This is a genomic window from Streptomyces sp. NPDC087906, assembly GCF_055584925.1.
The window spans coordinates 119,778-137,810 of the sequence record NZ_JBVJLC010000002.1; the positions used below are offsets into that span (position 1 = coordinate 119,778).

General features: G+C 71.9%; 17 protein-coding genes and 1 pseudogene. 7 read left to right on the forward strand and 11 right to left on the reverse strand.

What is annotated here, in order from left to right:
• Positions 1 to 66: 66 nt before the first annotated feature.
• The 5 genes and pseudogenes from ACZ63I_RS05840 to ACZ63I_RS05860 all read right to left on the reverse strand — a co-directional run bounded on the left by ACZ63I_RS05840 (position 67) and on the right by ACZ63I_RS05860 (position 5,893).
• A complete protein-coding gene (locus ACZ63I_RS05840; protein WP_469335745.1) occupies positions 67 to 1,464 on the reverse strand; it encodes a discoidin domain-containing protein in 1,398 nt (465 codons plus the stop codon).
• Between the two features lie 216 nt (positions 1,465 to 1,680).
• A complete protein-coding gene (locus ACZ63I_RS05845; RefSeq protein WP_469335747.1) occupies positions 1,681 to 2,589 on the reverse strand; it encodes a class I SAM-dependent methyltransferase in 909 nt (302 codons plus the stop codon).
• A 52-nt stretch (positions 2,590 to 2,641) separates the two neighbouring features.
• A pseudogene (locus tag ACZ63I_RS05850) lies at positions 2,642 to 3,733 on the reverse strand (NAD(P)-dependent alcohol dehydrogenase); the annotation flags it as partial.
• Positions 3,730 to 5,133 (reverse strand): aldehyde dehydrogenase family protein, encoded by a 1,404-nt coding sequence (locus ACZ63I_RS05855; RefSeq protein ID WP_469335749.1) that lies wholly within the window; start codon positions 5,131 to 5,133, stop codon positions 3,730 to 3,732. The pseudogene ACZ63I_RS05850 and the gene ACZ63I_RS05855, both read right to left, overlap by 4 nt.
• Before the next feature lie 7 nt (positions 5,134 to 5,140).
• The gene (locus tag ACZ63I_RS05860) at positions 5,141 to 5,893 is read right to left on the reverse strand and encodes a (5-formylfuran-3-yl)methyl phosphate synthase (protein WP_469335751.1); all 753 of its coding nucleotides are present in this window, start codon (positions 5,891 to 5,893) and stop codon (positions 5,141 to 5,143) included.
• Between the two features lie 220 nt (positions 5,894 to 6,113).
• Between ACZ63I_RS05860 and thpR the strand changes: the two genes are divergently transcribed.
• Genes thpR through ACZ63I_RS05885 form a run of 5 tightly spaced genes read left to right on the forward strand, consistent with a single transcriptional unit; the run spans position 6,114 to position 10,133 of the window.
• Complete coding sequence (gene thpR / locus ACZ63I_RS05865) at positions 6,114 to 6,710, forward strand: RNA 2',3'-cyclic phosphodiesterase (protein WP_469335752.1); 597 nt, start codon at positions 6,114 to 6,116, stop codon at positions 6,708 to 6,710.
• Between the two features lie 59 nt (positions 6,711 to 6,769).
• Entirely contained in the window at positions 6,770 to 7,210 is a 441-nt protein-coding gene (locus tag ACZ63I_RS05870) for a MarR family winged helix-turn-helix transcriptional regulator (protein ID WP_469335754.1), read from the forward strand.
• Positions 7,211 to 7,240: 30 nt separating this feature from the next.
• The gene (locus tag ACZ63I_RS05875; protein ID WP_469335756.1) at positions 7,241 to 9,004 is read left to right on the forward strand and encodes an MFS transporter; all 1,764 of its coding nucleotides are present in this window, start codon (positions 7,241 to 7,243) and stop codon (positions 9,002 to 9,004) included.
• Entirely contained in the window at positions 9,001 to 9,564 is a 564-nt protein-coding gene (locus ACZ63I_RS05880; RefSeq protein ID WP_469335757.1) for an isochorismatase family protein, read from the forward strand. Before ACZ63I_RS05875 ends, ACZ63I_RS05880 begins: the two co-directional genes overlap by 4 nt.
• The gene (locus tag ACZ63I_RS05885; RefSeq protein ID WP_469335759.1) at positions 9,561 to 10,133 is read left to right on the forward strand and encodes a YbhB/YbcL family Raf kinase inhibitor-like protein; all 573 of its coding nucleotides are present in this window, start codon (positions 9,561 to 9,563) and stop codon (positions 10,131 to 10,133) included. Before ACZ63I_RS05880 ends, ACZ63I_RS05885 begins: the two co-directional genes overlap by 4 nt.
• Before the next feature lie 9 nt (positions 10,134 to 10,142).
• On the opposite strand, the gene ACZ63I_RS05890 is transcribed toward ACZ63I_RS05885, so the two are convergent.
• From ACZ63I_RS05890 to ACZ63I_RS05900, 3 genes are read right to left on the reverse strand one after another with little or no spacing between them, the layout of a single operon-like run.
• A complete protein-coding gene (locus tag ACZ63I_RS05890) occupies positions 10,143 to 10,832 on the reverse strand; it encodes a hypothetical protein (protein ID WP_469335761.1) in 690 nt (229 codons plus the stop codon).
• Positions 10,833 to 10,869: 37 nt separating this feature from the next.
• Positions 10,870 to 11,934, reverse strand: coding sequence for a Rossmann-fold NAD(P)-binding domain-containing protein (locus ACZ63I_RS05895; protein WP_469335763.1), 1,065 nt, complete (start codon positions 11,932 to 11,934; stop codon positions 10,870 to 10,872).
• The gene (locus ACZ63I_RS05900; RefSeq protein ID WP_469335764.1) at positions 11,931 to 13,097 is read right to left on the reverse strand and encodes an FAD-dependent oxidoreductase; all 1,167 of its coding nucleotides are present in this window, start codon (positions 13,095 to 13,097) and stop codon (positions 11,931 to 11,933) included. The genes ACZ63I_RS05895 and ACZ63I_RS05900 overlap by 4 nt, the downstream gene beginning before the upstream one ends.
• Before the next feature lie 265 nt (positions 13,098 to 13,362).
• Between ACZ63I_RS05900 and ACZ63I_RS05905 the strand changes: the two genes are divergently transcribed.
• Positions 13,363 to 14,124, forward strand: a complete 762-nt coding sequence (locus ACZ63I_RS05905) for an SDR family oxidoreductase (protein ID WP_469335766.1) — start codon at positions 13,363 to 13,365, stop codon at positions 14,122 to 14,124.
• Between the two features lie 19 nt (positions 14,125 to 14,143).
• Here ACZ63I_RS05905 and ACZ63I_RS05910 read toward each other — a convergent pair whose 3' ends face one another.
• Together ACZ63I_RS05910 and ACZ63I_RS05915 are read right to left on the reverse strand one after the other, a co-directional pair.
• Positions 14,144 to 14,764 (reverse strand): dihydrofolate reductase family protein, encoded by a 621-nt coding sequence (locus ACZ63I_RS05910; protein ID WP_469335768.1) that lies wholly within the window; start codon positions 14,762 to 14,764, stop codon positions 14,144 to 14,146.
• A gap of 78 nt (positions 14,765 to 14,842) precedes the next feature.
• Complete coding sequence (locus ACZ63I_RS05915; protein ID WP_469335770.1) at positions 14,843 to 15,454, reverse strand: GPP34 family phosphoprotein; 612 nt, start codon at positions 15,452 to 15,454, stop codon at positions 14,843 to 14,845.
• A gap of 123 nt (positions 15,455 to 15,577) precedes the next feature.
• On the opposite strand from ACZ63I_RS05915, the gene ACZ63I_RS05920 reads away from it, so the two are divergent.
• On the forward strand, positions 15,578 to 16,183 hold the full coding sequence (locus tag ACZ63I_RS05920) for a muconolactone Delta-isomerase family protein (protein ID WP_469335772.1): 606 nt from the start codon (positions 15,578 to 15,580) through the stop codon (positions 16,181 to 16,183).
• A 242-nt stretch (positions 16,184 to 16,425) separates the two neighbouring features.
• Here ACZ63I_RS05920 and ACZ63I_RS05925 read toward each other — a convergent pair whose 3' ends face one another.
• A complete protein-coding gene (locus ACZ63I_RS05925) occupies positions 16,426 to 17,931 on the reverse strand; it encodes a dihydrolipoyl dehydrogenase family protein (RefSeq protein ID WP_469335774.1) in 1,506 nt (501 codons plus the stop codon).
• Positions 17,932 to 18,033: the final 102 nt, after the last annotated feature.

The window sequence follows — 18,033 nt, forward strand, 5'->3', positions numbered from 1 at the left end:
TGGCCCCCCGAGGTGCGGGGGGCCAGGGATCACGGGGCGGGTCGACGGGCTGCCGGCCCGGATCGATCAGCTACCGAAGACCTGGAACTCGTAGAGCGAGTATCCGTACGCGGTGCCGCGCTGCGTTCCGTAGACGCGGACGTAGCGGCCGGAGCCGGTCACGTTGAGCGTCTGGGCGCCGCCGGTTCCGGTGGTGGTCGAGTAGACGGTGGTCCAGTTGGTGCCGTCGGCCGAGGTCTGGATCTGGAACGCCTTGCCGTACGCGGCCTCCCAGTTGAGCTTCACCTGGTTGATGGAGTGGGTGGCGCCGAGGTCGACCCGCAGCCACTGCGGGTCGCTGAAGGCGCTGGACCAGCGGGTGCCGTTGTCGCCGTCCACGGCCGCGGAGGCGGGGGTGCCGGCGTTCTCGGTCGAGGAGGCAGTGACGGGCTTGCCCTGCGCGAGGTTGGTCGAACTGCCGCCGCCACCGGGCGCCTTGTTGTAGACGGCGACGTAGTCGATGTTCATCTGTCCGCCGGAGACGGTGGCGGCGTTGGGGCCGCCGCCGAACGCGGCCGGGAAACCGCCGCCCATGGCGAGGTCGTAGATGATGAAGAACGGATGGTCGACGGCGCTGGCCCAGGTGGAGGCGCTCACCTGGGTGGAGTTGACGGTGAAGTAGTTCGTACCGTCGAGGTACCAGCGGATCTGCTCGGGCGAGACCGACCGGTCGATCTGCACGGCGTACGTGTGATACCCGGTCTGGCAGCCGGAGCAGGCGCGTTCACCACTGCCGATGCCGGTGCTCTCGTTGCACGGGCCGCCCGGGTTGGTGCCGCAGTGCAGTGTCCCGAAGACGGAACTGCGGCCGTTGATGTCCTCCATGATGTCGACCTCGCCCGAGGTCGGCCAGGGGATGCCGGTACGCAGCGGGGCGCCCAGCATCCAGAACGCGGGCCAGTACCCGGCGCCGTTGGCGGTGGTGACGTTCGGCTGCTGGATCGACGACTGCATCATCACGACACCGCCGGCCGGGGCGCCGTAGGTGGCGGCCTGGGTCTCGATGCGTCCCGACGTCCAGCCCGCGCCCGGATCGCTGCCGGAGTGCAGGGCTTTGAGTACGAGGTGACCGTTGCCGTCGTGGAAGACGTTGGCCGTGCTGTTGGTCATCGTCTCGATCTCGCCGGTGCCGAAGCTGCTGCCGGGGCCGGTGTCGTACTTCCATGTGCCGGTGTCGACACCGGTGTTGGCGGCGCCGTTGAAGTCGTCGCTCCAGGTGGTGGTGAACCCGGCGGGAGGGGCGGGGACCGCGGCGGGGGCCGGTACGGCGGCCGGGTGCGCCGCCTGCGCCGACGCGCCGACGGGCGCGGGTGCGGCGGCGCCCGGCGAGGCGGCTGCGGTCAGACCGGCGAGGCTCAGCGCGCCGACGGTCAGCGTGACAAGGGCGGCGCGCGCCGGGGACAGTAAGGGTTTTCTGCGGAACATGTGCGTTCTCCTTGTTCGCGATGCACCAGATGGGGGGTGGAGACCGGGTGGAGCCGCGTCCAGCGTGGAACATCGTGAGAGCGCTCTCAGGCAGGGTGATGTCTATAACCCCGGTCATCCGGCGTCAAGGAGTCGCGCAACAATCCGCTTGGACGGGCTTCGGGCCGCCGGCTTGTACGCCACAGCCGTCACACCCGTCCCCTCGCTGCGGCGGCGTTACGGCCGGGGCTTGTCCGCGAAGACCCAGCGGTTGCCCGCCAGCGCGTCGTTCGGCTCGGGCAGCGGGCCGCGTCCGTGCTGGCGGGTGAAGTCGTAGGGGGTGCGGACCGAGGTGGACCAGCCCTTGCGCGCCAGATCACCGGCGGAGTCGGGCCGCGGCGCCGGGTCGAACAGGTCGAGCAGGTCGATGCCGATCTGGTGGGTCGTCGAGGTGTAGAGCGGGCTGTCGCGGTACTCCAGCAGGTCCGGGTCGAGCTTGACCTCGAAGGCCAGGGCGCTTCCCGGCGTACTCAACCGGTCCACCGTGTCGAGGAGATACGTCTCGGCCGCGGTCGGCAGGTAGAACAGCAGCCCCTCGGCGAGCCAGACGCTCGGTGCGGCCGGGTCGAAGCCGGCGTCGGCCAGCGCGCCCACCCAGTCGGCGCGCAGATCGACCGGGACGGGTACGCGCGTCGCCTGCGGGGTGGCCGACAGCCCGTCCAGGACCCGGTGCTTGAAGGCCAGCACGCCTTCCCTGTCGATCTCGAAGATCACACAGCCGGGGGGCCAGTCGAGACGGTACGCCCGGGAGTCCAACCCCGCGCCGAACAGGACCACTTGGCGGGCGTCGTTGTCATGCACCGAGCGGAGGAGGAAGTCGTCGAAGACCCTGGTGCGCAGACCGAAGTACCGCGCGAACCGCCCCCACAGCGGGTTCGCGTCGCCGTCAGCGACCTGTTGGATGCGTACGGGCCAGTGGGCGGACGCCGGTGCGGCGCGCACGAAGTGCTCCGCGTAGGCGTCCTGCGCCAGGGTGTCGTGGCGGTGGGTTTCGATCGCACGTGCTGCGGCGACCAGCAGAGCCGTCACACCCACACCTCCTTCCACCCCTTCCACGCCGGGGCTACGAGACGTTGTGCTGACCACATGTCCTCCTTCGGACGGGCGAGTTGAGATCGGGAGCGGGGCCGCTCCCGCAGGGCAGCAGGACCGGTTTGACCACCCGGCCCGCTTCGCAGTCGCGTTCGGCCTCGTTGATGTCGGCCAGTGGGTACGTACGGATGAGTTGGTCGAAGGGGAACCGACCGGCCTGCCACAGCGCGGTCAGCCGCGGGATCAGCAGGCCGGGCACGGCGTCGCCCTCGCAGATGTGCGAGATCGTCCTGCCCCGGTCCAGTGCCCCCGGTTCGAGCGGCAGCGCCGAGTGGAGCCGTGCCACCAGGCCGAGCCGGCCCGTGGGGCGCAGGGAGCGCAGCGCGTCGTTGATGAGCGGGGCGCAGGCCGTGGTGTCCAGGGCGTACTGCGCCCCGCCGTCGGTCAGTTGCCGGATGCGGCCCGGCAGGTCGGTCGACGCGGCAGGTACGGGGATGGCGCCGAACCGTTCGGCGAGGGCGAGCCGTTCGGGGTGCCGGTCGACGGCCACGACCACCGCTCCGGAGGCGGTGGCCGCCATCACGGCGGCCAGCCCCACCGCCCCGGCGCCGAGGACCGCGAGGGTGTCGCCGGGCACCGCGCCGAAGGAGTTGAGGACCGCTCCCGCGCCGGTGAGGAAGCCGCAGCCGAGCGGTCCGAGCAGTTCGACGGGCAGCGCGGGGTCGACGCGGACGGCGTTGCGGGTCGCCACCACCGCGTACTCGGCGAAGGAGGACTGGCCGAACCACCGGGGGGCCAGTGCGATCCCGGACGCGTCCGTGAACCGCGCGGCGTTCTCCTTGCGCCCTCCGAAGAGATTGAGCGGGGCGAAGGAGTCGCAGTAGGCGGGGGCGGCGTCCAGGCAACTCCGGCAGCCACCGCAGGAGTCGAAGCTCAGGACGACGTGATCGCCTTTGCTCAGGCCGGTGTTCGGGCCGCCGGTCTCCTCCACAACGCCGGAGCCCTCGTGGCCGAGCACGGCCGGCAGCGGCGAACGGCCCGCCGAGCGCCGGACCGCGAGATCGGTCCTGCACATTCCGCAGCCCGCGATCCTGACGAGGATCTCGCCGTCGGCCGGGGCTGTGTCCAGGGCCACCTCTTCCAGGGTGAACCGGCTCTCGTACCCGCGCAGGACCGCCGCTGCGAAGCGCCGCGTCATGCCTCCTCCGGGCGGTGCACGACGAACGGTCTGAGGTTTCCGTAGAGCCCCCATTTCCCGCCCGCGACACCGAGACCGCTGTCCTTGCTGCCGGCGAAGGGCTGGGCGAGGGACAGTTCGGCGTGGTGGTTGATCCATGCCGTCCCGCACTCCAGCCGGTCGGCCACCGCCTCGGCCCGGTCGAGATCGGTGCCCCATACGGAACCGCCCAGCCCGAACGGGGTGTCGTTGGCCGCCGCGACGGCTTCGTCGAGACTCCCGTACGGCAACACCGGCAGCACAGGGCCGAACTGTTCCTCCGTCACCACCTCGCTGTCGGGCGGGACGTCGGCCAGGACCGTCGGTGCGTAGAAGTAGCCCGGCCGGTCCGGCCGGTGGCCGCCGGCCGCGATTCGCGCGCCGTCCGCCAGGGCCTGGGCCGTGTAGCGCTCGACGCGGGCCAGTTGGGGTCCGTTGTTGACGGGGCCGAGCTGGGTGTCCGGCGCCAGACCGGCTCCGACGACGGTGCTCTTCGCGCGCTGCGCGAGCGCCTCGACCACGTCGGAGTAGAGCCGGGCCGGGGCGTAGACGCGCTTGACCGCCATACAGACCTGGCCGCAGTTGCGGAACGCCGCCCAGAACAGCCGGTCGGCGATCCGCTCCACATCGACGTCGTCCAGCAGGATGGCGGCGTCATTGCCGCCCAGCTCCAGGGTGACGCGGCGAAGCGCCGCCGCCGCGCCCTCGGCGACGGCCCGTCCGGTGGGGATCGAACCGGTGAAGGTCACATGGCGGATCCCCGGGTGGGTGGCGAGCCGGGCGCCAAGAGGGTCCCGACCGGTGACGACCGTCAGCACGTCGTCGGGCAGGGCGGTGGAGATGACGGATATCAGCAGCCGGGTGGCCAGCGGTGTGAAGGGCGAGGGCTTCACCACGACCGTGTTGCCCGCGGCGAGCGCGGGCGCGACCTTCGCCGAGGCGAGTTGGAGCGGAAAGTTCCACGGGACGATCGCGGCGACGGGCCCGAGCGGTCGCCAGCGGACCTCGCTGCGCACCGGCCGTCCGTCCGTGATCGGCTCGGGGCCGGGGGCCGGCTCGGCGAAGTGCCGTAAGCGGGCGGCCGTACGGGCGATCTCCGCACGCGACTCGGCGAGCGGCTTGCCCTGTTCCCTGGTGAGCAGCGGAGCGAGGTCCGCGCCTGCCGCCTCCACGGCGTCGGCTGCCGCGAGCAACGCGGCGGCGCGGGCGACGCGGTCGGTCCGCCAGACCCGCCAGGCGTCGTGCGCCCGGCCGACGACGGCGTCCAACTCGTCGGGGTGCTGGTCGGGAGCGTCCTCGAAGGGCTCGCCCGTCGCCGGATCGACGACGGCGAAGCGCTCCCCGCGGATCGCGGTCGCGTGGCGGGGCTGACGCGCCGGCATGCCGGGGTCAGCTCGCGGCGGCGACGGCCGCCGATTCCCGGGCGTGCCGGTCCATCTCCGCCCGGAAGGCGGCCACCAACTCCGGCCGGATCCTTCCGGTGTTGCGATCGCCGCCCTCGCACACCGCCCCGCGCACCCCCACGATGTCCGTACCCATCCGGGTCAGCGTGCCGAGGTCCCCCACTTTCACACTGCCGGCGAGGGCGGCGAGCAGGCCGGCTTCGTGCGCCAGCCGGACGAACTCGGCGCAGACCTCGGGCGGAACGTGGTCGAACAGCCGGGTGCCGTCCTTGATCGCGGTGTCGAGCATGGCCGCGTCGGAGCCGGAGCGGCGGGCGATGTCGGGCAGCGCCAGCGGGTTGACGCAGCCGATCCGGTGGGCGTCGGCGTAACCCGAGGCGACCACGAACGCGTCCGGCCGGTAGTCCTTCACCGCCCTCACGACGCCTCGCATGACGTCGACGCCTTGCTCGGGCGTGGTGCATCCGTAGAGGCCGACCTTGATGTACGTGGCTCCCGAGACGACCGCGCCGAGCGCCGCCTGGGCCACCGTGCCTGGTTTGTACGGCACGTCTCCCACGGTGGCGGACACGGGCTTGCCCGCCGGGATCGCGGTACGGATCTCTCTGATCACCCACGGGAAGTTGGCGCCGAGCGAACCCTCGTCGGGCTTCTTCACGTCGACGATGTCGAGATGTTCCGCCGCCTTCGCGCAGTCGAGGGCTTCCGTGACGCTGTCCGGGGAGATGAGAAGCAACAACGTGGCACTCCTTCCACCGCATGTCCGCCCGGCCACGCGGCAGTTATGCGGAGTCGAATGGGTCCGTTACGGTCTGCTCATCATTGCCTCCGGTCCGTGGCCGCCGGTAGGGCGTGCGGAGTCGAACGGACACGCCGACGCCCGCACCGGTGCGCCGTGCGCGCCGGTCCACGGGGGGGGAACACTCCGGTGGCGCTCCGGATGCGGTACGAAGTCCGGTGTGAAGGATCAGACTCGGCCCGCGACCGTTCGCGTGTTCATCGCCCTCGCCCCGCCCGACCACGCCAAGGAGGAACTGGCCCGGGAGCTGCGCCCCGCCTACGACACGCACCCTGACATGCGATGGAACCGCGTCGAGGACTGGCACATCACGCTGGCGTTCCTCGGGCAGGTGCCCATCGGGACGGTGTCGCTCCTGCGGTCGCCGCTCGCGGCTCTCGCGGCGGGGCACCCGCCACCGCGCCTGGCACTGCGCGGCAGCGGGACCTTCGACGGGCGGGTGCTGTGGAGCGGAATCGACGGAGACCTCGACGAGCTGCATCAGCTCGCCGCCGATGTGCGCGGCGCCGTCAAGGACCGCGGTGTCGTCCTGGAGGACCGGCCGCTGCGGCCGCATCTGACGCTGGCCCGTGCCCGCAGGGGCGACGGATCCTCGGCGGCGGAGATCGCCGGACGACTGTCCGAATTCACCGGCTGCCGCTGGTCCGCGTCGCGCCTGCATCTCGTCGGCAGCAATGCCGGCCGCGACGGCGGCCCGGTCCGCTACCGCGACATCGAGGCGTGGGCCCTCGGCGACGGGATCTCGAACGGCTCGTGACCGACCCCGGTAGGACCGGATGAATGTACTAAGGTCAACTTATAAAGTAGCCTTAGTATATGAGCGATGATCTGGACCCGGACGCGGTCGCCGCCGCCCTGCTGGCGAGCCTCAGCGTGCTGGTGCGGCGGGTGCGGCAGGTACCGGTCGACGGCGGGCTCACGATGCCCGAGCGGACCGCCCTGTCCCATCTGGACCGGTCGGGTCCCACCACCTCGTCCGCGCTGGCCAGGGACGTGCAGATCACCGCACAGGCCATGGGAGCGACGCTCGGTACGCTGCGGGAGCGCGGCCTGGTGGAACGCAGGCCGGACCCGGACGACGGCCGGCGTGTCGTACTGACCGTGACCGACGCCGGCCGGCAGGCGCTGAAGGACAAGCGCAACGCGCGGGCCGAACTCATCGCACGCGCCCTGACCGGCGGCACCTTCACCGAGGCCGAGCTGGCGCACCTCGCGGCGGCGGCGCCGCTGCTGGAGCGGCTGGCCCAGAACATCTGACGCCGACGGAACACCCGAGGAAGCAGGCCGATGACGGACCCTCCCCCAACCCGTGCCCCGCGCGGCCCGGTCGACGACGACCGGTACAAGTGGACGGCGCTGACGAACACCACCGCCGCGGTCTTCATGTCCGGGCTGGACGGCTCCATCGTGCTGATCGCGCTGCCCGCGATCTTCCGGGGCGTCCATCTCGATCCCCTGGCGCCGGGCAACATCGCGTATCTGCTGTGGATGATCATGGGATACCGGCTGGTCCAGGCCGTTCTGGTGGTCACGGTGGGCCGGCTGGGCGACATGTACGGCCGGGTCCGGATCTACAACGCCGGGTTCGCGGTCTTCACCTTCGCCTCCGTCCTCCTGTCCTTCGACCCGTTCGACGGCGGTCACGGAGCGATGTGGCTGATCGGCTGGCGGGTCGTGCAGGCCGTCGGCGGCTCGATGCTCACCGCGAACTCGGCCGCGATCCTCACCGACGCCTTCCCCGACGAACAGCGCGGCTTCGCGCTCGGCATCAACCAGGTCGCCGCCCTGGCGGGGATGTTCATCGGCCTGGTCGCCGGCGGTCTGCTCGCCGCCTGGGACTGGCGCGCGGTGTTCTGGGTGAACGTGCCGGTCGGTGTGTTCTTCACGCTGTGGGCGTACCGCACCCTGCGGGAGACCGGAACGCGCGGCGGCGGCCGGATCGACTGGTGGGGCAACATCACCTTCGCCGTGGGCCTCAGCGCGGTCCTGGTCGCGGTCACCTTCGGCCTCCAGCCCTACGGCGGACACACCATGGGCTGGACCAACCCGCTGGTCGACGTGCTGATCACCGGCGGGCTCCTGCTCCTCGCGGCGTTCGTCGTCATCGAGAACCGCGTGGCGGCGCCGATGATCCAACTGAGCCTCTTCCGGCTGCGGGCCTTCACGTTCGGCAACCTGGCGGGCCTGGCCATCTCGATCGGCCGCGGCGGGATGCAGTTCGTGCTCATCATCTGGCTGCAGGGCATCTGGCTTCCGCTGCACGGCTACGACTACGGCGACACACCGCTGTGGGCCGGCATCTTCATGCTGCCGCTGACCGCCGGGTTCCTCGCCGCAGGGCCCGTCTCCGGCTATCTGTCGGACCGGCTCGGCTCCCGGGGGCTCGCCACCGGCGGTGCGCTGCTGTTCGGCGCGAGCTTCCTGGGGCTGATGGTCCTGCCGATCGACTTCAGTTACTGGATCTTCGCGCTGCTGATCGCGCTCAACGGGGTCGCCAGCGGTATGTTCGCCTCCCCCAACTCGTCCTCGATCATGGGCAGTGTGCCCGCGCACCTGCGCGGTGTCGCCTCCGGGATGCGTGCCACGTTCCAGAACTCCGGGACGGCCGTCTCGATCGGGGTGTTCTTCTCCCTCATGATCGCCGGACTGGCCAGCAGCCTGCCGCACACCCTGACCGGCGGACTGCGACAGCAAGGCGTACCCGCCCATATCGCCGGCCAGGTCGGCGATCTGCCCCCGGTCTCCTCGCTGTTCGCCGCCCAACTGGGCGTCAACCCGGTCCAGCACCTGCTCCAGCCCACCGGCGCCCTGGACCGTCTGACGGCGGCGCAGCAACAGACCCTGACCGGACGGGAGTTCTTCCCGTCCCTGATCGCCGGCCCCTTCCACTCCGGTCTGGTCGTCGTGTTCGCCTTCGGCGCGACGCTCGCCTTTCTCGCCGCCGTCGCGTCTCTGCTACGCGGCACGGGCACCGCCGCCAACGCCCCAGGACCGCACAAGGCCGCACCGGCCCCGGCAACCGGCCGACACCCACAGGAGAAACGACCGTGACACTGACAACGCTCGATCCCACCCCCGCGCTGGTCGTGATCGACCTGCAGAAGGGCATCGTGTCCGCCCACAGCGACCCGGCGGTCACCGCCGCCGTCAAGCAAGCGGCCTGCCTGGCGGCCGAGTTCCGGCGGCGCGATCTGCCCGTGGTCCTGGTCAACGTCACCGGACGCGCGCCGGGACGCACCGACGGCCGGGCCAGGGGCGGCGCAGCGCTGCCGGCCGGCTGGGCCGACCTCATCGACGAACTGGACGTACAGCCGTCCGACCACCTGGTCACCAAGCGGCGGCGCAGCGCGTTCCACGACACCGGGCTCGACACCCTCCTGCGGGATCTGGGCGTCACCCAGATCGTGCTCGCCGGGATCTCGACCAGTTCGGGTGTCGAGTCGACCGCGCGCTCGGGCTCCGACCACGGCTACCACGTCGTGCTGGCCACCGACGCCATGACCGACCCCGACACCGAAGCGCACCGGCACAGCGTCGAACGCGTCTTTCCCAAGCTCGGCGAAACCGCCACCACCGCCGAGGTCGTCGAGAAGGCCGGGGCAACGCGATGAGCCTGCTCGGCCGACTCCTGAAGAACCGCAGGGCGGGCGAGACGCACCTGGCGTGGCACCTGCCCAACCTGCGCGGCCCTGAGCTGCTGACGCTCACCAGCCGGCACTTCGACGACGGCGGCTCCCTGCGGCTGGAGCAGTGCGCGAAGCACATCGGCGGTGCAGACGTGTCTCCCGAGCTGGCTTGGAGCGCGCCGCCGGCCGGCACGGCACAACTCCTGCTGGTTGTCGAGGACATCGACGTCCCCATGGGCAAGCCGGCCGTGCACTGCCTCGCCCTGATCGACGCGGCGGCCGGGCACCTGGAGGCCGGCGCCCTGGCCGGGCGGAAGCCAGGAGCTGGAGTACGGGTGCTGCGGTCCACCGTCGGCCGCGGCTACCACGGTCCCGCGCCCGTCAAAGGCCACGGTCCGCACCGCTACGTCTTCGAGCTGTTCGCCCTCTCCGCCCCGGTGGACAGCGGTCCGGCCGGGACGCCGGTGGACCGGGCACGGCCCCGTGCGCTTCTGCCCGCCGTCACCGCGACCGTCCTCGGCCGAGGGCGGCTGACCGGGGTCTACGAGCGCTGATCGCTGATCTCACCCCACCCGGGCACGCAGATGCCGCAGATAGGCGGCGGGGTCGGGATGCGCGCCGTCCTGGGCGCCGGAGCGGTGCAGTTCCACGCGGCCGTCGGGATGCAGCCGGATCGTCGTGGTCGCCGCGCGGCGCGTTGCGTCGGCGGTGTCCGGGGTGTTTCCGGCCGGGGTATGTCCGGGGAGGGTGTCGGGGTCGAGGACAGGAACGTGGTCGGGGAACATGGCGCGGGCGGCGGCTGCCGTCGGCACCGGGGGCCGGCCGGTGCGGTTGGCGCTGCTCACGTACAGCACGGGATGGTCGTCCAGGACGGGCAGTACAGGAGCCCAGCGGACGCCGAACAGCAGGGTCCACCCGGCGTGGGTCGCCGGCTCCAGCCAGGCCGGCGGCGTACAGTCCTGACGCACCGGGGCGAGCAGCGTCACGCGCTCGTCGGTGAGCAGCGACCGGGCCGTGCGGGCGGCCTGCGGGGTGAGGTCAAGTGCCCGCAGGACGAGGTCGGTTGTGCGGGGATGGTGGCTCCACAGGGCGACGGGCTGGTCGGCGGGGCGGTCCTTGGCCCGGTTCACCGCGTACGGGGTCGTGGCGGCGACGACGTACGTCAGCGGGTCCGGGTTGGGCAGCACCGCGGCCCGGCCCTGAGCCAGCGCCGCGCGAACGGCGTCCACGGTGTCGCCGTACGGGGACGTCATCTCACGGCCTCCAGCGTCGTGCGCACCGCATCGACGGTCATCGTCCCACCTTTCGATCACTGGTCATGGCCGGTCCGCTGGGGAGGAAGCGCAGACCGCAGAACGGCCGTGCGACCGGATCGGGTACCTGGTGCGGGATCGCCGACGAGGACAGGGTTCCCGCCGCAGCGGCGATCAGGTCGGAGACCGCAGCGCGTACGGTCTGCCTGACGAACGCGTACACCCGCTCGGGCGGCGCGGCGCCGAACGCGTCGCGCGCGTAGTGCTCGATCGAGTCGACGATGACCGCACCGGCGTTGACCAGCGGCGTCGGCACGTAGTCAATGCCGCGGCTGTGCAGGATTCCGGCGGTGGCGATCTCGTCGGCCAGTACGGCGTTGGCCGAGCCGATGACGGCGCCGCAGCGCAGCCGCTCGGCCAGCGCCGGGTCGATGAGGTCGCTCACCGAGCAGGGCATCAGGACGTCCACGTCCTGCGCGGCCCAGTTCCTTACGGGGCGGCTGCCCGGGATGTCCGGGGCCCCTGGCGCGGTGTCGCAGGTCAGGACCGACGCGCCCGCCGCCACGAGTTCCGTGGCCAGTACGGCGCCCACCTTGCCCACGCCGTGCACCAGCACGCGCAGCCCGGCGACCGGGCCGCCGGCCCAGGCCTCGACGGCGCCCAGCACACCGAAGGCGGTGGCGGTGTTGGGTTCGACGCGGCTGCCGATCGCGTTCAGCACGTACGGCGTCATGAGCGACAGCCGCTCCATGTCGGCCGCGCCCACGCCCATGTCGGCGCCGGTGTAGAGCGTGCCGGCGCGGCTGTTGAGTACGTCCGCGACCGTCGCGAGCAGTTCGTCGTCGACCACGTCCGCACCCGTCACCAGCATCTTGGCTCCCCAGAAGCCGGTGCGGTGCAGTTGGTGCTTGAGCAGCATCTCGGTGGCCAGCCGGCGAGTGAGGCCCCGAGGATCGGGAACCGACCCGCCGCAGACCACCCGCAGTCCGCCGTTGGCGGGCAGCGGGTACGCCGGGTCGCCGGTGGCCAGCGCCAGATGGAGCAGGCTGCCACGCGGGCCGCTGAACCGGCTGACCCGTACGGCTCCGGCCAGGCCGGTCATGCGAGGGCCAGCGCGGGATCGTGGTGGGCGCTGTGGCCGTCGACCGCCAGGTCGGCGCAGATCCGGCCGAACATCGGCACGAACTTGAAGGCCCATCCCGCCGACTGCACCACCACCCGCTCACCGTCGGGCACCGATGCGGGCAGTGTGCCGAGGTAGAACTGGCGCCCGGGGTCGGTGGGCAGCGCCGCCAGGCAACTGCCCGCCCGCACGCCCCGGGGCACAAGACCGGGGATGTGCTCGCGCACCCATCGGGCGGCGCTGCCGAGGTCGTCACCGTCCGGGACGGCGGGCGCCCCCGGATCCTCGTCCTTGACGGTCCGTTCGGCATCGGAAGCGGCCCTGACGAGATCGCTTCCGGTCCACGGGTTGTGGCCGAATCCGTAGAAGGAGCCGTTGCCGTCGCCTTGTTCCGGGGCGAGGAAGGCGTACCAGGTCGGCAGGTCCACATCGGCCGCGCGCCGGGCGAAGTACGCGGAACTCATCCGGAAGACATGCAGATCGAGCGGGCAACCGAGCGGTGCGAGAAGCTCGTTGGCGAACGCGCCGGCGTTCACGATCACCGTATCCGCCCGGTAGGTGCCGGAGTCGGTCCGTACGGTGACGCCCTCGCCGTCCGGCTCGACGGCCCGTACCCGCTCCTGCTCGCGGACGCGCACACCCGCCCGCGCGCACAACTGGGAGAGCGCTTCGACCGTCCCCTTGACGTCGATGACACCGCCGTCGCGCTGGTGGAAGCCCTCATGGTCGGCGGGCAGCCGGGCGAAGCCGAAGCGGGACTCGATGTCGGCCGCCGACAGCCACTCGTACGGCACGCCGAGACGCGCCAGGACGGCGGCAGCCGTGTGCAGTTCCCCTTCGCTCGTCGCCAGCCCGACCCGGCCGAACCACAGGCTGCCCGTCCGGTGCAGCAGCCGCCTGTCTGCCGCGGACTCCAGCGCGTGCCAGCGGGGCAGGGTCTCCAGCGCGAGCCGCGACCACTGCTCCTCGCTGTACTGGAGCCGCCACTGCCGTTCGAGACCGGCGGAACTCGCCCGGTCGTGTCCCGTACCGAACCGCTCCAGCACGATGACCGTGCGTCCGCGCCGCGACACCTCCCAGGCGGACGCCATGCCTATGGCGCCGCCCCCCACCACGATCACATCCGCGTGCTCCGCCGGCATCCGCGCACCCCACCCCCCGGCGGGAAGGGCCCCACCGACGCGCTATCCCTGCCCTGCCGCCCGGAACCGGGAACGCCACGCCTCATGGCGTGCGGAAGCACACGCACGCGGTGTGCGCGCTTCGCACGCCCCACCCCGTCCGCCCCGCCCCATCAGGGGGAAAGGCCCGAGGAGCCCGAGGAGGCGGTCAGCGGCCCGAGGGGCGACGATGGTACGGGGAAGGGCGAACGGTAGGGGGCGGGGGGACGAGAAGCCGGAGGTCTGGATGGCTGCCGTACCTGTTGTTACCGGGGCCCACAGCACCGGGGGCTTCGCCGGTCAGACCGTCGTGGTGATCGGTGCCAGCGCGGGCATCGGGCTCGAAACGGCGCGCCAGGTGCGCGCGGCCGGCGGTCAAGTGGTGCTGGTCGGCCGCAATCCCGAACGCCTGCGCGAAGCCGCGCTGGAACTCGACCCCCGCAGTACGGCGGTGTTCGACGCCACCGACAACGAGCGTCTCGGGCAGTTCTTCGAGGATCTGCGGGGACCTGTCGACCATGTGATGGTCACCGCGGGACGGCCGTCCTACCCGCCCTTGGCTGACCTGGACCTCGCCACCGTGCGGCAGGAGGTGGGCGACCGCTTCGCCGTGACCCTCGGGGTCGCGCTCCACAGCCGGGACAAGGTCCGCGCCGGGGGCACACTGCTGTTCATCGGCGGCACCGGAGCCCGGCGGCCCGGAGCGGGCATGGCGGTGGCGACCGCGCTCAGCGCCGCGCTGCCCGCGCTCACCGCGAATCTCGCCCTGGAGATGGCGCCGGTACGGGTGAACCTCATCGCACCAGGATTTGTGGACACTCCGCTGTCTGCATCGCTCCTCGGCGACCAACTCGACGCCCGGCGGGAGGAGTTGCGCAACACACTGCCCATCGGCCGAGTGGTGGGCCCGGCCGATGTCGCCGCGCTGGCGCTGCACATCATGGCCAACGACGCGCTCACCGGCGCCACGTTCGACGTGGACGGGGGCCAGCAGCTCCTCCCCCACTGAGGCCGGTCGCGCTCCGAGGTCAGTCGCGCTCGGGCGCGCCCATGTCGCCCGTCCTCGGGATGCCGTCGGCCAGCCCGTAGCGCAGGTGCACGGTGCCCTTCGGACCGGCGGCCGGGGGTTCGAGGAGTGTGAGGTTCGTGGGTACGGCGCCACCGTCGAACACCTTCTTCCCGACGCCGAGCACCACCGGGTGCACCCAGAGGTCGAGGCGGTCGAACAGCTTCTCGCGCAGGAGCGTCTGCACCAGGTGCAGGCTCCCGACGACCTTCACCCGCTCGTGCCGGTCGCGGATCTCGCGTACCGCGCCGGCCAGATCAGGGCCGAGCAGGCTGGATCCGGCCCACGAGAGGTCGGGCCTGCCGCGCGAGGCCACGTACTTGGGGATGCTGTTGAAGAGCGTGGCGATCTCGCCGTCCTCCTGGTGCGGCCAGTAGGCGGCGAAGATGTCATAGGTGCGCCGGCCGAGCAGCAGGGCGTCCGTGCCCTCGTACGCGGCACTGATCTGCGCCCCGGTGACCTCGTCCACCAAGGGCGCCTGCCAGCCGCCGAACGGGAACCCCACCGGGTCCTCCTCGGGGCCGCCGGGCGCCTGCCCGACGAAGTCGAGCGTGGCGAACAGTTCGATGTCGATGCGGCCCATGCCTACTCCCGATGTGGCGGTCGTTCCGGTCAGTAGGTAGACCCCGGGAGACCGGCGCACTCATCGCCGCGGCGGAGATCAGTATCCCCGCCGCCGGTTCTCGGCGGCCGCGTCCTCCAGTCGGTGCACGCGCTTGTCGCGTTCGTCCGCCAGCTCGGCCACGGCCCGGTCCACCGCCGCGACCACCGCGGCGACAGCCTCGCCGACCGGTGCGGGCGGACGGCCCGTGTGCTTTTGCTCGACCCCCAGGCTGTGCGCGAGCCGCACCAGCGTCGCGTCGCCCGACTCCCAGCGGTCCAGCGCTGCCCTGCGGACCGGCGAGTCGGTCAGGGTCTTCTCCTCGGCCCGCACATGCGGCCGGTGCCGGTGCGGGCGGGTCAGCAGCCCGTCGGCTTCGAGAGCGTCCACGTACCGCCACGACAGGCCGCGCCCCCGGCGCCACAGCCATTCCTCCACCGCTTCGAACGGCGCCTCCCGCACCATCGAGGAGACGGCCCCGCCCAGAAGGCGGTCAGGCCCGGTGCTCCCGCTCCCGGGCAGGACGCGGTCGTCCACCACCCGCACCGAGCCGTCGGCCACCAGATCGATCAGCTCGGCCCCCGCGAGCGCGAGCGACAGATCACCCGACTCGACCGGTGTCGTCGCAGCCGAATCCATCACCACAAAGAGCAGGTCGCATGATGTCGTCACAGCTCACACCGCCGTCCGGTGGTGGTGCCGTCGTGCACAACCACCACTTTTCACCGTATACCGGGTTGCGGCCCGCAGCCATCACGGGGTGCGATCAACCGGCCTTCGCCGGAGGATGAGTTCATGGAGTTCCTCGTCACGATGACCACGAGCGTTCCGGACGGAACCTCGCAGGCGGAGGTCGACGCCGTCCGCGCCCGGGAGGCGGTGAACTCCCGCCGGCTCGCCGAGCAGGGGCAGTTGCTGCGCCTGTGGCGCCCGCCGCTGCAACCGGGCGAATGGCGCACGCTCGGTTTGTTCGCCGCGTCGGACGCGCTACGGCTCGAAGAGACGCTTGCCTCGATGCCCCTGCGGGTGTGGCGCAGCGACGAGATCACGCCTCTCACCCCTCACCCCAACGACCCGGGACCGGCTCGGGCCGGTGCGCCGGAAGCCGGCACGGAGTTCCTGGTGACCTTCTCCCCGATCGCCTCGGACGTCGGCCCGTCCCAGGCGCGGGAGGACGCGACAGCGGCGGAGGCGGTACGGACCCGGGAGCTGGCGGGGGAGGGCAAGCTGGTACGCCTCTGGCGGACGCCCGGTGAGAGCCGCGCGCTCGGGCTGTGGCGCGCCCGGGACACCGGCGAGATGCAGGCCGTCCTGAGCACCCTCCCGCTCGCCGGGTGGCTCTTCGCACGGACGACGCGGCTGAGCGAGCACCCGAGCGACCCCGGCCGAGCCGGAAGCTGACGGCCGAAGGGGCTACCGAAAGGGCCGCCGAAGGGGCCTGGGGCGGGCACCGTCGGCTAGGGCCTGTCTGACACATAGCGCCGTCCGCCCTCAGGGCGGGGCTTGCGGCGTCTGGTGCGTGCGATCGCAAGGCGGAGGGTCGTCCACGTACTGGACATACGCCGACGAGCCCGCCGAGCCTGACAACGCGGCGAGCGTGCGTGCCGGGCGTCGCAAGCCAGGCGGCATGTGTCAGACAGGCCCTAGGCGGCTCGTCGATCGGCGTCCAGGGTCTCCAGGAGGCGGAGCCAGACCTCGCTCGCCGTCGGGTAGCTCGGTACGACGTGCCACATGTCCGCGACCGGCAGGCGCGCCACCATCGCCGTCGTCGCCGAGTGCACCAGCTCCGCGACTCCCGCGCCCACGAAGGTCGCGCCGGCCAGCGTGTCCGTCGCGCGGTCGATCACGAGCTTGGCCCGGCCCGTGTAGTCCTCGCGCATGACGTAGGTGCCCGCGAGGCCGGCCATGTCGTACTCCGCCGTCTCGACGTCGACACCCGCGGCGTCCGCCGCCGCCTCCGTCATACCGACCGAGCCGACCTCGGGGACCGTGAACGTCACCTGGGGTACGGCGCGATGGCCTTCGCCGCTGCTGAGGCGACTCCTTGGCCCGAAGGCATCATCTCCGCCGGCCGCCCGCGCCGCGATCACTTCACCCGCCACGCGGGCCTGGTACTTGCCCATGTGGGTCAGCAGCGCCCGGCCGCACACGTCGCCGATGGCGTACAGCCACTGGCCGGTGGAGCCCCGGACCGTCTGCTGGTCGTCCACGTCGAGAAATCCGCCGCCCGTGATCCCCACGGTTTCCAGCCCGATGTCGTCGGTGCACGGAACGCGGCCCGCCATGACGGCGATCTCGTCGGCGCGCAGGGTGCTTCCGTCGTCCAGATGGACAGCGACCTCCCCGCCGTGCGTCCAACCCGCGCCCGTGTCACGCACGTTGTGGCGGTCCACTTCGGTGAGGGTCCGGCCGGGAAGCAGGCGCACGCCCGCCGCCTCCAGACGCTCCGCGACCAACTGGCCCGCGAAGGGCTCCTGCCGTGCGAGGAGGCCGGAGTCCCGGTGGACGAGGCTCAACTCGGCGACTCCCAGGCCGCTCAGCCATGTCGCCGCCTCGCATGCCGCCACACCACCGCCGAGTATGACGACACGAGGCGGCACGTGGTGGAGGTTCGTGGTGTCCCGCGAGGTCCAGGGGCGGGCCTCGCGAAGACCCGGGACAGGAGGGACGGCGGGTGCGGATCCCGTGTCGATCACCACGGCGTGCCGGGCGGTGAGGGTGCGGGTCTCCCCCGAAGCACCGGTCACCTCGACGCGGCGCTCCCCCGTCAGCCGGCCGTACCCGCGCACCACGTCGATGCCGGCGCCGAGCGCCCACGCCACCTGCGAGTCGTCCGAGAGCCCGTGCACGATGACGTCCCGGTGCGCCAGCACCGCCGGTACGTCCAGCTCTCCCCCGTCGACCAGGGAGGCCATGCCCGGCACGTGCGACGCCTCGTCGAGGACCTCGACCGGGCGCAGCAGTCCCTTGCTGGGCATGCAGGCCCAGTACGAACATTCGCCCCCGACGAGATCCGCCTCCACCAGCACCGCGTCCAGGTCGGAGAACTGCGTGGCGTACTGCGCGGCGTTCTCGCCTGCCGCCGCTCCGCCCAGCACGATGACGTCCCACTCCGACCTCGCGGAGTTCAGCGCTGCCGTCAGGTGCACGGCTCTCACTTCTCTCTTCCGGTGAATTGCGGATCAGAGGCACAAAACGTCGCCGCGACATCCCCAGTATGCGCCTGGCACAACGACGGGGCTCGGCCAGCA

Coding starts and splice junctions, on each gene's coding strand:
- ACZ63I_RS05895 (WP_469335763.1), bottom strand. CDS start 11,934: ATGACCGGCCTGGCCGGAGCCGTACGGGTCAGCCGGTTCAGCGGCCCG.
- ACZ63I_RS05870 (WP_469335754.1), top strand. CDS start 6,770: ATGAGCGATGATCTGGACCCGGACGCGGTCGCCGCCGCCCTGCTGGCG.
- ACZ63I_RS05855 (WP_469335749.1), bottom strand. CDS start 5,133: ATGCCGGCGCGTCAGCCCCGCCACGCGACCGCGATCCGCGGGGAGCGC.
- ACZ63I_RS05840 (WP_469335745.1), bottom strand. CDS start 1,464: ATGTTCCGCAGAAAACCCTTACTGTCCCCGGCGCGCGCCGCCCTTGTC.
- ACZ63I_RS05900 (WP_469335764.1), bottom strand. CDS start 13,097: ATGCCGGCGGAGCACGCGGATGTGATCGTGGTGGGGGGCGGCGCCATA.
- ACZ63I_RS05885 (WP_469335759.1), top strand. CDS start 9,561: ATGAGCCTGCTCGGCCGACTCCTGAAGAACCGCAGGGCGGGCGAGACG.
- ACZ63I_RS05890 (WP_469335761.1), bottom strand. CDS start 10,832: ATGACGTCCCCGTACGGCGACACCGTGGACGCCGTTCGCGCGGCGCTG.
- ACZ63I_RS05875 (WP_469335756.1), top strand. CDS start 7,241: ATGACGGACCCTCCCCCAACCCGTGCCCCGCGCGGCCCGGTCGACGAC.
- ACZ63I_RS05920 (WP_469335772.1), top strand. CDS start 15,578: ATGGAGTTCCTCGTCACGATGACCACGAGCGTTCCGGACGGAACCTCG.
- ACZ63I_RS05905 (WP_469335766.1), top strand. CDS start 13,363: ATGGCTGCCGTACCTGTTGTTACCGGGGCCCACAGCACCGGGGGCTTC.
- ACZ63I_RS05910 (WP_469335768.1), bottom strand. CDS start 14,764: ATGGGCCGCATCGACATCGAACTGTTCGCCACGCTCGACTTCGTCGGG.